Consider the following 15461-nt stretch of genomic DNA (forward strand, 5'->3'; position numbering starts at 1 on the left):
GACGCCTGCGGCGTACGATTCGGATCGGAACGGAGTTGGATGTTGCTGAAGGCCGGCCGGCCGCGGCCCGTCGGTCAGAAAGGATAGAGGCGCCCAGATGCTGTCGAAAACCCTGGAAGAGACCCTGCACCGGGCGCTGGCCTACGCCAGCACGCGCAACCATGAATACGCGACGCTGGAGCACCTCCTGCTGTCGCTCACCGAGGATCAGGATTCGGTCGCCGTCATGCGCGCCTGCGGCGTCGACATGGAGAAGCTGCGCGCCGACGTGACGGAGTATCTCGACAACGACCTCTCCAACCTGGTGACGGTTCTAACCGAGGACCCGAAGCCGACCGCCGGCTTCCAGCGCGTCCTGCAGCGCGCGGCGATCCACGTGCAGAGCTCCGGGCGCGAAGAGGTGACCGGCGCCAACGTGCTGATCGCGATCTTCTCGGAGCGCGAGAGCCATGCGGTCTACTTCCTGCAGTTGCAGGACATGACGCGCTTCGACGCCGTCAATTACATCAGCCACGGCATCGCCAAGGTTCCCGGCCACGACGCGCCGGAGAAGAAGACGCCGTCCGGCACCGAGGAGGGCGCGAAGGCCGAGGAGGTCAACAAGGACGGCCATGAGGCGCTCGACGCCTATTGCATCGACCTCAACGTGAAGGCCGGGGCCGGCAAGATCGATCCCCTGATCGGCCGGACCAGCGAGGTCGAGCGGGTGATCCAGATCCTGTGCCGGCGCACCAAGAACAACCCGCTTCTGGTCGGCGACCCGGGCGTCGGCAAAACGGCGATCGCGGAGGGTCTGGCCAAGCGCATCGTCGAGAAGGACGTGCCGGCGGTGCTGGAGGACTGCACCATCTTCGCGCTCGACATGGGCGCGCTGCTGGCCGGCACGCGCTATCGCGGCGATTTCGAGGAGCGGCTCAAGGCCGTGATGAAGGAGCTGGAGGCGACCGACGGCGCCATCCTGTTCATCGACGAGATCCACACCGTGATCGGCGCCGGGTCGACGACCGGCGGCGCGATGGACGCGTCGAACCTGTTGAAGCCTGCGCTCGCCTCGGGCGCGCTGCGCTGCATCGGCTCGACCACCTATAAGGAGTTCCGCGGCCATTTCGAGAAGGACCGCGCGTTGGCGCGGCGCTTCCAGAAGATCGACGTGAACGAGCCGACGGTCGCCGACGCCATCAAGATCCTCATCGGGCTCAAGCCCTACTATGAGGATCACCACAAGGTGAAGTACACCCAGGACGCCATCAAGACGGCGGTGGAGCTCTCGGCGCGCTACATCAACGACCGGAAGCTGCCCGACAAGGCGATCGACGTGATCGACGAGGTCGGCGCCTCCCAGATGCTGCTGCCCGAAAGCCGGCGGAAAAAGCAGATCGGCCCGCGCGACGTGGAGGGCGTGGTCGCCAAGATCGCGCGCATCCCGCCGAAGCAGGTGAGCCGCGACGACCGCGCCGCGCTCAAGAACCTCGAGGGCGAGCTGAAGACCATGGTCTACGGCCAGGACAAGGCGATCGACGCGCTTTCGGCCGCGATCAAGCTCTCCCGTGCGGGGCTGCGCGAGCCGGACAAGCCGATCGGCTCCTACCTGTTCTCCGGCCCCACGGGCGTCGGCAAGACCGAGGTGGCGCGTCAGCTCGCCCGCTCGCTCGGCGTCGATCTGAAGCGCTTCGACATGTCGGAGTATATGGAGCGTCACACGGTCAGCCGCCTGATCGGCGCGCCGCCGGGCTATGTCGGCTTCGATCAGGGGGGCCTGCTGACCGACGCGATCGACCAGACGCCGCACTGCGTGCTGCTGCTGGACGAGATCGAGAAGGCGCACCCGGATCTGTTCAACATCCTGTTGCAGGTGATGGACTATGGGAAGCTGACCGACAACAACGGCAAGACGGTGGATTTCCGCAACGTGGTCCTGATCATGACCACGAACGCGGGCGCCGCCGACCTCGCCAAGCCGGCCATCGGCTTCGGCCGGGCGAAGCGCGAGGGCGACGACACCGAGGCGATCGAGCGGATGTTTACGCCGGAGTTCCGAAACCGCCTCGACGCCGTCATCCCCTTCGCGCCGTTGAGCCAGGACGTGATCGGCCGCGTGGTCGACAAGTTCGTGATCCAGTTGGAGACCCAGCTGGCCGACCGCGACGTGGCGATCGAGCTGACGGACGAGGCGCGCGCCTGGTTGGGCGAGAAGGGCTATGACGAGCTCTACGGCGCACGGCCGCTGGCCCGCGTCATCCAGGAGCAGATCAAGCGCCCGCTGGCCGAGGAGCTCTTGTTCGGCAAGCTCTCCAACGGCGGCTCGGTGCTGGTCGATCTGGACCGCGAGGCCGACGCGCTCAAATTCGCCTTCCCGGAGACCGGGACCGCGAAGAAGAGCGCGGCCAAGAAGACCGGCGCTAAAAAGGCCTCGGCCAAGAAGTCCGGCCCCGACGCCGGCCCGGACGCCGGGGACGAAGGCGGCGGCACGCCCGCCGGCGGCAAAGACCCGGCGCCGGTCGAGGGGCGGTAAGAGATATGTGCGCACGAGGATGCCTATGCGTTCTCGTGCGCACGCCCTACCTTTAACGGGCAGCATCGAAAATGAGATGGTCGCCCAAAAAAACGCAAACAGTTCATTTAATGCTACTAGGCGTAGTTAGTGCATTATTTATACTGCTTTTTGTGCGCATAATTTTCGGCCATGAAGCTTCTATATTTACAGCACTCGCAGGACTAATAGGTGGAACGCTTCTGCTGCTGTTCAGAAGAAATTAATAGTTGATTTCCGATTGTTCGGCGGGAGGCTGACAATCTAAAATCTTTATGATTGTTGTTTCTTGAACATTCCAGACGCCATCCTCTCTTTTCTCTACAGTTTCCATTTGGACATACATTTTGATTCCGGTAACCATTTCAAGGTGGAAATCTCCTCTTAGCAGTTTTGATAAAAACTCTTCGTCTTTTACATATGCACCAAATTCACCGCGACTACCGGAGAATTTCCATCGGCGTTTCTCTTGGACGAGAACAGGGCTGATTAGATAGACCCACTCTTCAGAGTGGCTAACTCTTTTGGTATCACTCTCGATATGAATATCCTCACCCGCTCCTGATCGCCGTGCGAACTCCGAGCGCGGGACAATAGTAACAGGCCCGGCGGGATCCGAACTCAACCTAATCCCGGCACCAATAACTGCATCGTCACGCTGAAGGATGCGAAAGGTACGCTGAGGTGTGGGCGCGCGATCACGCTTTTCGATCAGTTCCAAAGTTTTCTCAATAATCCTTTGGATTTGCTCTTCTGAGATTTCTTCTTGTTCGGTATTTTCATCATCTGAAGCCAACCCCATATCTTTAACGACATTCTCGATTGCCTCGCCCACGCCAGCCGCATCAAGTGCGTTTTCTACAATGTATTCCGCAACACCAGCGCCGAACCAGAATCCGGTTGCAATAACAACACCAGCAATAGTTCTTTTATCGGTGTATTTTTTCGAATTTCTTTTAACGAAGGTAATAAGAGCTTGGATCGATAAGCTACCTTCATCGGTCTTAACCAGACCAACCGAGACTACTACGTTTGGGTCGAGGATATCTGTTATTTCCTTAAGCCCGGATTTAAACTCGATCATCGCTCTTGCGACCGTTTCAATGTCTGGATGTCGGTCAGGGGCAAGATCGAGATAGAGAGCGATTGGCGTCGATGCTGAGTTCATCGGAGTACTCCGGCTCCATGTAGATGATAATATGTGCAATCATAATACGTATCATTTTCCAATATTCCAATCACACGAGTGCGTTTCGCACCGGGAATCGTTGAGGTTAAACGATGAAAGTACTAGCCAAACACGCCCCCTTTCTCGACGCCGCCTTTGCCGAGGCGCAGAAGAGTTATGACGAGGGCGGTCTCCCGATCGGGGCCGTCCTCGTCGATTCTGCGGGCCAGGTGATCGGCCGCGGCCATAATCAGCGCGTCCAGAAGGGCAGCCCCATCCTGCACGGCGAGATGGATTGCCTGGCGAACGCCGGACGGCGGGCGAGCTACCGGGATACGACCCTCTACACGACGCTCAGCCCCTGCATGATGTGCTCCGGCACGATCATACAATTCGGCGTCCCGCGCGTCGTGATCGCCGACGTCGAGAATTTCGAAGGCGACGTCCCCTTTCTGGAGAGCCGCGGCGTCGCGGTCGCGGTCGTCCCCCACGCCCCCTCAATCTCCCTCATGCGCCGCTTCCAGGCCGAGAATCCGGATTTGTGGCGGGAGGATATCGCCGCATCGTGACGCGCGCCGCCGGCGTCGAGGCGCCGGGACCGCGCTCACCGCCGGCTCACGCATCAGTGTTCGCCCTTGATTTCCCAGGCCCCGCCGGGCCGCCCCATGATCGCCCCGCCGTTATCAGCAACGCCAGTTGGGGGACCTTGATCATGACCCGTTTTCTTCGCGCCGCCTGCCTCGCCTCCGTCGCCGCCGGCGTCGGCCTCGCCGTTCTCGGGGCGGACCGCGCGCACGCGGCCTGCGACGTCGACAAGCCGCGCGCCGAGATGAGCTATGAGGACGCCCAGGCCGTCTGGGAGTGCCTGAAGGACGATCTTTACGCCGGCTACAACGCCGGACCGAAGCGCTGGATCCCGAAAGCGTTCGTCGAAGACTATCGCGATTGGGGACTGGCCAGCACGCTGCCCGCCGACCCGGGCTTCCACAGCGGGCGCTATCTGCTGACCTACGTCAACGAGACCGGCTTCGACGCTTACACCGAGTTCGCGGAAGGCGACGACGTCACGGTCCCGGCCGGGACCGTCATCGCCAAGGAAAGCTTCACGGTGACCGAGGACGGCGCGGCCCGGAAGGGTCCGCTCTTCTTTATGCAGAAGGTCGAGGCCGGCGTCTCGCCCGAGACCGACGATTGGTATTACATGATGGTCGCGCCGGGCGGCCAGCCGATGGCGATCAACGTCTACACGGCCTGCAGCCAGTGCCACCAGGAGACCTTCGCCCACCAGGGCGGCATGGGCTATCCCGTGCCGGAGGTGCGGGTCTCGAAATAGGCCGGGGCCGCCCCGCGGCCGGCGCGCCTCTGCGGATTCTCCACCCGAACGACCGGCGCCCCCTCTCCTTCTCCTCTTCACAGGGGAGAGGGGCGGGGCGGGGTGTGGGGTGGGAACTGTAAGTCCCGGCGACGGCGCTTAACTGCCGCCATCCCCTCACCCTCCCCCGGCCGCTCGCGCGCCCGCGGGCCCCTCCCTCTCCCCCTATAAAGGGGCGAGGGCTTTTCTTCTCCCTCTCCCCTTCACAGGGGAGAGAGCCGGGGTGTGGAGTGGGAGCTGTAAGTCCCGGCGACGGCGCTTAACTGCCGCCATCCCCTCACCCTCCCCCGGCCGCTCGCGCGCCCGCGGGCCCCTCCCTCTCCCCCTATAAAGGGGGCGAGGGCTTTTCTTCTCCCTCTCCTCTTCACAGGGGAGAGGGGTGGGGGCTGCAAGTCCGAACGCCGCCGGTCCGCCGGCGCCCTCCCTCTATAAGGGGACGCGACCGGGCCCGAATGGGATTTCGTGGGCGCATTCCGAGTTCTGTTTTCGTTCTTTTTAGATAAAATAGAACAAAAGAAGATCGACCGGAGTAAACGGGCGCCGACAGCGGGCGCCAGGGCTTTCACTCGACCCCTCACTACTTTCAAAACCCGCACGAGGATTTCTTCTGACCGGATTATTACCTGTATTGTCGTTGACGGGTCACTTGATCCCATGATATCCCATAAATGCCCATGAAAGATGATCCGCGTAATGGGCCCGTTCCCGCAAGGGGCGTTTGGGGACGGGCGCAGGATCGACTTCCAGGGCGACGCCGCCGACCGACGGGTCGGGCCGGCGTCTGGGCGAACGCCGCCGGCAGGCGGCACTGGGGATTGGACCCGCGGGCGATGGCGCTGTTCACCGGCACCTTCGAAAACAAAGTCGACAAGAAGGGGCGCGTGTCCCTTCCGGCCGACTTCCGCGCCGAGCTGCCCGACGAAGGGCAGCGCGTGGTCTACATCTATCCCTCGCCCCGGGACGAGGCGCTCGAGGCCTGCGACAAGCAGTTCATGCAGCGCATCGTCGATTCCATCGAGGACGCCCCCCTCTATTCCGACGAAGAAGACGATCTCGGCGCCAGCATCGTCGCCAACGCCCGCAAGGCGCAGCTGGACGAGACCGGCCGTCTGGTCCTGCCCCCGGACTTCGCCCGTCTGGCCGGGATCGACGGCGCCGCCACCTTCGTCGGCCGCGGCTCGCGCTTCCAGATCTGGTCGCCCCAGCGCTTCGCCGAGCATTCGGACCGCGCCCGCCAGCGGGTGAAGGGGCGCACCCTGCCGCTCCGCCCCAAGGGCGGCGGAAACGGGGAGGGCTGAGCCATGCAAGCCGTCCTCCCCCGCGCCCCCGGCCCGCACGCCCCCGTCATGCTGCGCGAGGTGATCGCCCGCCTCGCGCCCGCGGACGGGGAGGTGCATCTGGACGGCACCTTCGGCGCCGGCGGTTACAGTCGCGCGATCCTGGACGCGGCGGCGTGCCGGCTTTACGCCGTCGACCGCGACCCCGCCGCGATCGCCCGCGGCGCGCCCCTGGCTGAGGATTTCCCGACCCGCTTCACCCTGCTGCAGGGCCGCTTCGGCGAGATGGACCGGCTGTTGGCCGAGGTCGGCGTCGAGCGCCTAGACGGCGTGGTTCTCGACCTCGGCGTCTCCTCGCCGCAGCTGGACGAAGCCGCGCGCGGCTTCTCCTTCCGGTTCGACGGGCCGCTCGATATGCGGATGTCGCTGGAGGGGCCGACCGCGGCGGACGTGGTCAACGGCTGGGCCGAGGCCGACCTCGCCCGCGTGATCTTCGAATACGGCGAGGAGCGCTTCTCGCGCCGGATCGCCAAGGCGATCGTCGCCGCACGCGCCGACGCGCGGATCGAGACCACCGCGCGCCTCGCCGACATCGTGCGCTCGGTCACGCCGAAGTCGAAGGACGGGATCGACCCCGCGACGCGGACCTTCCAGGCCCTGCGCATTGAAGTGAACGACGAACTCGGCGAGCTGGATCGCGCGCTGATCGCCGCCGAGCGGCTGCTGGCGCCGGGCGGGCGTCTGGTGGTGGTCTCCTTCCACAGCCTTGAGGACCGCCGGGTCAAAACCTTCCTGAAGGCGCGCAGCGGCCGCGCCGGCGGCGGCAGCCGCCATCTGCCGGAGCGCCCGGAACAGGCCCGCGCGCCCTCCTTCACGCTACCGTCGGGCGGCGTCGACAAGCCGAAGGCGGACGAGACGGCGGTCAATCCCCGCGCCCGCTCCGCCCGGCTGCGCTATGCGCTGCGCACCGAAGCGCCGGCCTGGCCGATTGAGACGGCGGACGTCCGCCGGAAAGGGGGCCGGCGATGAGAGCCGTCCTTCTGGTCGTTTGGGTTCTGTTGCTGGGCGCGACAGGCGCCACGCTGTTCCACATCACCTTCGAGGTGGAGGCGCTCGAATCCGAGCTGACCCGCCTCAATAACGAGATCGTCGAGGAGCAGGAGGCCGTCCACGTGCTGGAGGCCGAATGGTCCTACCAGAACCGTCCGGCGCGGCTGGAGCAGTTGAGCGCCGACTGGCTGCCGATGCTCGACCGCATTCATCCGGGCCAGGTGATGACGCTCGACGCGCTGCCGATGCGCCGCGCGACCGAAGAGAACGACGGCGACGACGCGCCCGGCGCGCCGGCGCCGCCGATCGGCCCTGCGGCCGACGCCGACAAGCGCGGGGCAGAAGCCCTGCCGGCGAGCCTGCGAACCTCAGAAGGGGGGACCTAAGATGTTCGGGCTTTTGAAGAGAACCCGGCGGCCGACGCCGGTCCATCCGTTGGAGCAGCGCCCGCGCGGCGCCGACTATCGCGCCGAGCGCAAGCCGAAGAGCGTGGTCGACTGCGCGCCCGCGCGCACCGACGGCGTCTTCCGTCAGGCGATCGAAACCGGGCGCACGCGCCTGCTGATCACCGGCGCGGTCATGGCGTTGGCTTTCATGGCCGTCGGGAGCCGCGTGGTCGAAGTCTCGGCCCTAGCCGACCCGCACGAGCCGAAGAGCCTGACGGCCGTACGCGCCGAAAAGGTGGACACCGAGCGCGCGGACATCGTCGACCGGAACGGCGAACTGCTGGCCACCAGCCTTCAGACAGTCGCGCTGAGCGCCAATCCGCGCCGCCTGTTGGACCCGCAGGACGCGGCGCGCAAGCTCGCCTCCGTGCTGCCGGAGTTGGACGAAAACCGGCTGACCGAGACGCTATCCAAGGACGCCGGCTTCGTGTGGGTGCATCGCAACCTGACGCCCCGCCAGCAGCACGAGATCAATCGGCTGGGCGTCGCCGGGGTCGACTTCCATCGGCGCGAGACGCGGGTCTACCCGCAAGGCCCGCTGCTGAGCCACGTTCTCGGCTATACCGACATCGACAACAAGGGCCTCTCGGGCCTGGAGAAAAGTCTGGAGGACCGGCTGCTGGCGAGCGACGAGCCGGTCGCGCTTTCGATCGACCTGCGCATGCAGCATGTGCTGCACGACGAGTTGTCGGCGGCGGTCGAGGAGTTCAAGGCGATCGGCGGCGCGGGCGTTGTGCTCGACGTCAAGACGGGTGAGGTCGCGGCGCTGGTCTCGTTGCCCGATTTCGATCCGAACCATCCGACCGCGACGCCGGCCGACGCGCGCTTCAATCGCACAACGCTGGGCGTCTACGAACTCGGCTCCACCTTCAAGATCTTCAACACCGCCATGGCGCTCGACGCCGGCACGGTAACGCTCGCCGGCGGGTACGACGCCAGCGAGCCGCTGCGGGTCGCGCGCTACGCGATCAACGACTTCCACGCCGAGAACCGCTGGCTCTCCGTACCGGAGATCTTCATCCACTCCTCCAACATCGGGTCGGCGAAGATGGCGCTGGAGGTCGGTCCGGCGGGCCAGAAAGACTTCATGCGCCGGCTCGGCTTCCTTGACCGCCTGGATATGGAGTTGAACGAGGCCGGGCGGCCGATGTACCCGCGCACCTGGCGCCCGATCAACACGATGACCATCAGCTTCGGTCACGGCCTGTCGGTGACGCCGCTGCATCTGGCGAACGGCGTCGCCGCGATGCTCAACGACGGGGTGAAGCTGCAGCCGACCTTGCTGAAGCGCACCGCCCGCCCGCAGGGCGAGCGCGTCGTCTCCTCCGCCGCGGCCGAGGCGGTCGCAAAGCTGATGCGCCTCAACGCGACGCATCCGGACGGATCCGGCGGCAAGGCGGACGTGCCGGGCTATCTGGTCGGCGGCAAGACCGGGACGGCGGAAAAGGTCGGCGCGAGCGGCGGCTACGCGCGCAAGGCGCTGATCTCTTCTTTCGTGGCGGCCTTCCCGATGACCGATCCGCGCTACGTGGTCTACGTCGTGCTCGACGAGCCCAAGGGCAATGAGAGCACCTTCGGCTTCGCCACCGGCGGCTGGGTCGCGGCCCCGACGGCCGGTCGGATCATCGAGCGCATCGCGCCGATCGCCGGCGTTCAGCCGCAGGATCCGGACGCGCCCGAAATTCTCCGCGCCATGGCCTTAACTCCGCCCGCGGGCGACCAACAACGCCTGGCTTCCTTCACCGCCACAATGACGGCGGCGATCAACGACTGACGACCCGTGCAGGACGAAGAGGACGAAAACCAGCTCATGAACGGCGACGGCGCCCTCCCCAATCTGCCGCTCACCGGCCTGACCGCGGACAGCCGCCAGGTTCGGCCCGGCTACCTCTTCGCCGCCGTTCCGGGGTCGAAGACGGACGGCGCGCGTTTCGCCAAGGACGCCGTCGCCGCCGGCGCGATCGCCGTGCTGGCGCCGCCCGGCGCGCTGTCGGCCGACGACCTCGGGGCGGGCGTCACCCTCGTCACCGACAGCAATCCCCGCCGCCGTCTCGCCAAGATGGCGGCGCGCTTCTATCGCCCGCAGCCCGACCTGTGCGTCGGCGTGACCGGCACCAACGGCAAGACCTCGGTCGCCAGCTTCACACGCCAGCTCTGGCAGGCGACGGGCGCGCCGGCCGCCAGCGTCGGCACGCTCGGCGTCCAGGGTCCGGGCTTCCCCGGCGGGGCCGGCCTTACCAGTCCTGATCCGGTCGACTTGCACCGCCACCTGCGCGAACTGGCCGAGGCCGGAATCCAGCATGTGGCGATGGAATGCTCGTCCCACGGCCTGGATCAATACCGCCTCGACGGCGTCGCCTTCGCGGCTGCGGCCTTCACCAATCTCAGCCGCGATCACCTGGATTATCACGGCACGATGGAGGCTTATCGGGCGGCCAAGCTCAGACTTTTCGACGAATTGCTGCCGCGCGGCGGAGCGTTGGTCGCCAACGCCCGCGCCGCCGAGTTCGACGCGCTCGCCAACATCGCGCACGAGCGCGGGCTGGAGCTCGTCAGCTACGGCTTGGAGCACGGGCGCATCCGGTGCCTGAAGATCGAGCCCCGCGGCGGCGGCTTCGATCTCGCCCTCGACGTCATGGGGGAGCGTTACGAGGTCGACTTCCCCCTGCCCGGTCGCTTCCAGGTGGAGAACGCCTTGGCGGCGCTCGGCCTCGTGCTGGCCACCGGCTCCAGCGCCCGGGTCGCGGTCCCGTGCTTGTCGCGTCTGGAAGGCGTGCGCGGCCGATTGGAGCCGGCGGCGGTCACCGCCGACAAGGCCCGGATCTATGTCGACTACGCCCATACGCCGGATGCGCTGCAGACGGTGCTGGAGACGCTGCGCCCGCACGTGACCGGTCGCCTGATCGCGCTGTTCGGCTGCGGCGGCGACCGGGACCGCGGCAAGCGTCCGATGATGGGCGAAATCGCAGCGCGCTTCGCCGACGCCGCCGTCGTCACCGACGACAATCCGCGCAGCGAAGACCCGGCCGCCATCCGCACCGAGATCACCGCCGCCTGCCCCGGCGCCCAGGAGATCGGCGATCGCCGTGAAGCGATCCACGCGGCGGTCGCCCAGTTGCGACCCGGCGACGTGCTGCTGGTCGCCGGCAAGGGCCATGAGCAGGGTCAGACCGTCGGCGACACCGTGCTGCCCTTCGACGACGCGAGCGTCGTGCGCGAGGCCGCCGCCCGCGCGGCCGGCCATGATAGGGGGGACGCGCAATGAGCGACCGCCGCGCCAGCCGGACCCGCCGAACCCATCCGATCGGCCGCGAGGCGAAATTCATCGAAGCGATCGCGGCCCTGCGCGCCGGATTTCAAGCGCCGGTGGCGCTGACGATCGGCGCGCCGGACGGCCCGTTCGCTGATGCGCTGGCCGCCGCGCTCGGCGGCGCGCGTCCGGCGCCGGTCGTCGACTGGCGTCTGGCCGGGCCGAAAGTTCTGAAAGCCGCGTTCGAGGACGCGCCGGACGACGCGCCCGCCCTGGTTCTGGCCGCGGAGATCGCCGCGCTGCGACGCGGCGCCGCGCACGCCCGCGCGTTGGACCCGGACGTCGTGCTGTTCGAGGAATGCGTGGACCCCTCGCTAGCGCTCGAGACGGTCGAGCGGCTGGGTCGCGTCGGCGCCGTCGTGCTGAACGCTGACGACCCCCGCTGCACCGGCTGCCTGGCCGCGCTCGAGGACGTGCCGGGGTTGCGGGTCGCAGCCTACGGCCGCCGCCCCGGCGCCGCCGTGCGGGTTCTCGACGCACAGTTCTACACCACCTGCTCCGCGGCCTGCCTGCAGGTGGGGCGCGACAGTTTCGACATGTCGATCGGCGCGCCCGGATTCGAAAGGCTGGACGCCGCGCTCGCCGCGCTGACGGCCGTCAAGGCGCTGGGCGGCGACGTCGCCGCCGCCAGCGCGCGCTTCTCCGGCCTTCGCGCGGATTAAGAGAGGAGACGCCGGCCCCATGCTTCATCTCCTCCTCGCCCCGTTGGCCGACGAATTCACGGTCTTCAACCTGTTCCGCTATCTGACCTTCCGGACGGGCGGGGCCATCATGACCGCATTGTTCCTGGCCTTCGTGCTGGGGCCGGGCGTGATCCGCTGGCTGCGCGCCAAGCAGGCCGGCGCCTCCAACGTCCGGGAAGACACCCCCGAAGGCCACCTCAAGAAGGCCGGCACGCCGACCATGGGGGGTGTGCTGATCCTTTTGGCGATGGCGTTTTCGATCCTGCTGTGGGCCGATCTGTCGCAGCACTATGTCTGGCTTGTGCTGCTGGTGACCGTCGGGTTCGGCGCGATTGGCTTCGCCGACGACTTTCTGAAGTTGACCAAGCGCAACTCCAAGGGCCTGCCCGGCAAGCTCAAGCTGCTGTTTCAGATCCTGATCGGCGGAACCGCGGCCGTTTGGTTCGTGACGACGACGCCGGATCCGTTGGCGACCGGTCTGGCGGTGCCCTTTTTCAAGGATCTGCTGATCAATTTGGGGTGGTTCTTCGTGCCCTTCGCGCTGTTCGTCGTCGTCGGCGCCTCGAACGCCGTGAACCTCACGGACGGGCTGGACGGGCTCGCCATCGTCCCGGTGATGATCGCGGCCGGCTGCTTCGGCTTCATCGCCTATCTGGTCGGCAACACGGTTTATTCGGAGTATCTGGGCATCCACTACGTCGCCGGCGCGGGCGAACTGGCCGTGCTGTGCGGCGCGATCATCGGAGCCGGTCTCGGCTTCCTTTGGTACAACGCGCCGCCGGCGATGGTCTTCATGGGCGATACCGGCTCGCTCTCGTTGGGCGGCGCGCTGGGCGCGATGTCCGTGGTCACCAAGCACGAGATCGTGCTGGCGATCATCGGCGGCCTCTTCGTGTTGGAGACCGTGTCGGTCATCGTACAGGTGCTCTCCTTCAAACTGACGGGCAAGCGCGTCTTCGCGATGGCCCCGCTGCACCATCATTTCGAGAAAAAGGGCTGGCAGGAGCCGACCATCGTCATCCGTTTCTGGATCATCGCCAGCGTGCTGGCGTTGATCGGTCTCGCCACCCTGAAACTGCGCTGAGGGACAAGGACGCAACCCCGTCATGACGGTTCCGGTCGACATCTTCCGCGGCGAACGCATCCAGGTGGTGGGCATGGCCCGCTCCGGCCTGGCGGCGGCGCGCGCGCTCGCGCTGGGCGGGTCGGACGTCGCGTGCTGGGACGACGGCGAGGCCGGGCGCGCGCAGGCGCAGGCCGAGGGCTTCGCGCTTCGCGACCCGAGCGCGCCCGGCGCGCTGAACGGCGCGGCGGCGCTCATTCTGGCGCCGGGCGTGCCGCTAACCCACCCGAAGCCCCATCCGGCCGTGCCGGCCGCCCGCGCCGCCGGCGTGCCGATCCTGGGCGACGTCGAGCTGTTGGCGCGCCAGCAAACCGCGGCGCGGTTCATCGCGATCACCGGCACCAACGGCAAGTCGACCACCACGGCGTTGATCGCACACATGCTGAGCTCGGCCGGAAAGCGGGTCGAGGTTGGCGGCAATCTGGGTCGGGCCGCCTTGTCGCTCGAGCCGATCGGACCCGACGAGATCTACGTTTTGGAGACCTCCTCCTATCAACTCGACCTGATTGAGGAGGCGGCCTTCGACATCGGCGTCTTCCTGAACCTGACGCCGGACCATCTGGACCGCCACGGCTCGCTGCAAGGCTATCTGCAGGCCAAGCGGCGGATCTTCAAAAACGACAAGCCGGGCGGCGCGGCGGTGGTCGCCGTCGACGACGTCCACACCGCGCAGACGGCCGATGAGATCGCCGCGCGCGGCGCCCGCCGGCTGGTGCGCGTCTCGGCCGAGGCGCCCTGTCCCGGCGGCGTCTACGCTGAGGGTCCGGATCGGCTGATCGACGATCTTGACGGAACGGCGCAGCCGGTCGTCGCCTTTGCCGATTGCCCGGCGCTGAAGGGGCGCCACAATCGACAGAACGCGGCCGCCGCCTATGCGGTTTGCCGGCTGATGGGCGTCAGCGCCGCCGACGCGGCCGCAGGCCTGAAAAGCTTCCCCGGCCTGGCGCACCGCCAGGAGTTGGTCGCCCAGATCGACGGGATCGCCTTCGTCAACGACAGCAAGGCGACCAACGCCGAGGCCGCCGCCAAGGCGTTGGCGGCCTACGAGCGGATCTATTGGATCGCCGGCGGTCGGCCGAAGGAAGGCGGCCTCGACGCCGCCCTGCCCCACCTCGCTCATGTCCGCCACGTCTTTTTGATCGGGGAGGCGGAAGAGGCCTTCGAGGCGACCCTCAAAGACAAAGTCTCGACCACGCGTTCAGGCGAACTCGCCCGCGCGGTCGAGCAGGCTTTCACCCTGGCGGGTAACGAAGGAGGTGCGGGCGCGGCGATCCTGCTGTCGCCGGCCTGCGCCTCCTTCGACCAATTCAAGGATTTCGAGGCCCGCGGCGAGGCCTTCCGCAGCGCCGTGAAGCGGCTTGCCCACGCGCGAGAGGAGGCGTCGTGATGGCGATCGCGCGCAACGACACCTCCGTCCTGGGCCGCTGGTGGTGGACGGTCGACCGATGGACGCTGGCGGCCCTGGTCGTGCTGGCGGGCCTCGGCTTGATGCTGACGGTCACCGCCAGCCCGCCGGTCGCAGAGCGCATCGGCGCCGACCCGTTCTACTTCGCGCGCAAGCAGGGCATCCTCCTGCTGCCGGCGCTCGCCGTGCTGATTTTCGTCTCGCTCGCCGACCTCCGGCAGGTCCGTCGGATCGCGGTCGGCCTGTTGGCGCTCAGCGTCGCGCTGCTGGTCGCAACCCTGACGATCGGCCCCGAGATCAAGGGCGCGACGCGCTGGATTTCACTCGGCGGCTTTTCGATTCAGCCGAGCGAGTTCGTGAAGCCCGCCTTCGCCGTCGTCGCGGCGTGGATGTTCTCGGCTCAGCGTCTGGGCGAGGAGGTTCCCGGCTTCGTCATTGCGACGGGGTTGTTCGCCCTGGTGCTGGCGTTGCTGCTGATGCAGCCGGACGTGGGCCAGGCGGCGGTGCTTTCCGCGATCTGGTTCGCGCAATTCTTCCTGGCCGGCATGCCGATGCTCGCCGTCATCATCATGGCGGCCCTGGGGGCCGTCGGCATGGTCGCCGCCTATTTCGTCTTCCCGCATGTGCAAAGCCGAATCGACCGGTTTCTCGACCCCGCCTCGGGCGACAGCTATCAGGTCGACCGCGCGATGGAGGCGTTCTCGAACGGCGGGCTGCTCGGCCGCGGCCCCGGCGAAGGGACGGTCAAGAACGTGCTGCCGGACGGTCACGCCGACTTCATCTTCGCTGTGGCCGGCGAGGAATTCGGAATGTTCGCCTGCCTGGCCATCGTCGCGATCTTCGCTTTCATCGTGCTGCGCGGTTTCGCGCGCGTCCTGCAGGACAACGACCTCTTCGTCGTCCTGGCCGCGACGGGCCTGCTGGTCCAGTTCGGCCTGCAGGCGCTGATCAACATGGCCTCCACCTTGAGCCTGATCCCGACCAAGGGCATGACGCTGCCGTTCGTGTCCTACGGCGGCTCGTCGTTGCTGGCGCTGGCGATCGGGATGGGGATGCTGCTGGCGCTGACGCGCAAACGACCGGGGGTGACGGCGTGA

13 protein-coding genes are annotated in these 15461 nt (G+C 66.8%); 12 read left to right on the forward strand and 1 reads right to left on the reverse strand.

What is annotated here, in order from left to right; genetic code table 11:
• Positions 1 to 97 precede the first annotated feature (97 nt).
• A complete protein-coding gene (clpA, locus tag RIB45_RS09390; protein WP_350050000.1) occupies positions 98 to 2512 on the forward strand; it encodes an ATP-dependent Clp protease ATP-binding subunit ClpA in 2415 nt (804 codons plus the stop codon).
• A gap of 241 nt (positions 2513 to 2753) precedes the next feature.
• Here the strand turns inward: clpA and RIB45_RS09395 are convergent, their stop codons facing one another.
• Positions 2754 to 3698, reverse strand: a complete 945-nt coding sequence (locus RIB45_RS09395) for a hypothetical protein (protein WP_350050001.1) — start codon at positions 3696 to 3698, stop codon at positions 2754 to 2756.
• Positions 3699 to 3811: 113 nt separating this feature from the next.
• Here RIB45_RS09395 and RIB45_RS09400 point away from each other — a divergent pair, with 113 nt between their 5' ends.
• The 11 genes from RIB45_RS09400 to ftsW all read left to right on the forward strand — a co-directional run bounded on the left by RIB45_RS09400 (position 3812) and on the right by ftsW (position 15461).
• Positions 3812 to 4267 (forward strand): nucleoside deaminase, encoded by a 456-nt coding sequence (locus RIB45_RS09400; protein WP_350050002.1) that lies wholly within the window; start codon positions 3812 to 3814, stop codon positions 4265 to 4267.
• A 143-nt stretch (positions 4268 to 4410) separates the two neighbouring features.
• Positions 4411 to 5031, forward strand: a complete 621-nt coding sequence (locus RIB45_RS09405) for a cytochrome P460 family protein (RefSeq protein ID WP_350050003.1) — start codon at positions 4411 to 4413, stop codon at positions 5029 to 5031.
• An 869-nt stretch (positions 5032 to 5900) separates the two neighbouring features.
• Positions 5901 to 6368 (forward strand): division/cell wall cluster transcriptional repressor MraZ, encoded by a 468-nt coding sequence (locus RIB45_RS09410; RefSeq protein ID WP_350050004.1) that lies wholly within the window; start codon positions 5901 to 5903, stop codon positions 6366 to 6368.
• A gap of 3 nt (positions 6369 to 6371) precedes the next feature.
• Positions 6372 to 7376, forward strand: coding sequence for a 16S rRNA (cytosine(1402)-N(4))-methyltransferase RsmH (gene rsmH / locus RIB45_RS09415; protein ID WP_350050005.1), 1005 nt, complete (start codon positions 6372 to 6374; stop codon positions 7374 to 7376).
• Positions 7373 to 7783: a cell division protein FtsL gene (gene ftsL, locus RIB45_RS09420; protein WP_350050006.1), complete on the forward strand. Its 411-nt coding sequence runs from the start codon at positions 7373 to 7375 to the stop codon at positions 7781 to 7783. Before rsmH ends, ftsL begins: the two co-directional genes overlap by 4 nt.
• 1 nt (position 7784) lies before the next feature.
• A complete protein-coding gene (locus tag RIB45_RS09425) occupies positions 7785 to 9617 on the forward strand; it encodes a peptidoglycan D,D-transpeptidase FtsI family protein (RefSeq protein ID WP_350050007.1) in 1833 nt (610 codons plus the stop codon).
• A gap of 6 nt (positions 9618 to 9623) precedes the next feature.
• Positions 9624 to 11108: a UDP-N-acetylmuramoyl-L-alanyl-D-glutamate--2,6-diaminopimelate ligase gene (locus RIB45_RS09430; protein WP_350050008.1), complete on the forward strand. Its 1485-nt coding sequence runs from the start codon at positions 9624 to 9626 to the stop codon at positions 11106 to 11108.
• Positions 11105 to 11815 carry a hypothetical protein gene (locus RIB45_RS09435; RefSeq protein ID WP_350050009.1) on the forward strand — a complete coding sequence of 237 codons (711 nt, stop codon included), beginning with the start codon at positions 11105 to 11107 and terminating at the stop codon, positions 11813 to 11815. Before RIB45_RS09430 ends, RIB45_RS09435 begins: the two co-directional genes overlap by 4 nt.
• A gap of 19 nt (positions 11816 to 11834) precedes the next feature.
• The gene (gene mraY, locus RIB45_RS09440; protein WP_350050010.1) at positions 11835 to 12920 is read left to right on the forward strand and encodes a phospho-N-acetylmuramoyl-pentapeptide-transferase; all 1086 of its coding nucleotides are present in this window, start codon (positions 11835 to 11837) and stop codon (positions 12918 to 12920) included.
• A gap of 22 nt (positions 12921 to 12942) precedes the next feature.
• Positions 12943 to 14346 carry a UDP-N-acetylmuramoyl-L-alanine--D-glutamate ligase gene (gene murD, locus RIB45_RS09445; RefSeq protein ID WP_350050011.1) on the forward strand — a complete coding sequence of 468 codons (1404 nt, stop codon included), beginning with the start codon at positions 12943 to 12945 and terminating at the stop codon, positions 14344 to 14346.
• On the forward strand, positions 14346 to 15461 hold the full coding sequence (ftsW, locus tag RIB45_RS09450) for a putative lipid II flippase FtsW (RefSeq protein ID WP_350050012.1): 1116 nt from the start codon (positions 14346 to 14348) through the stop codon (positions 15459 to 15461). The genes murD and ftsW overlap by 1 nt, the downstream gene beginning before the upstream one ends.

Origin of the sequence: Marivibrio sp. (assembly GCF_040218065.1) — a bacterium.
Lineage (GTDB): Bacteria > Pseudomonadota > Alphaproteobacteria > UBA8366 > Aestuariispiraceae > Marivibrio.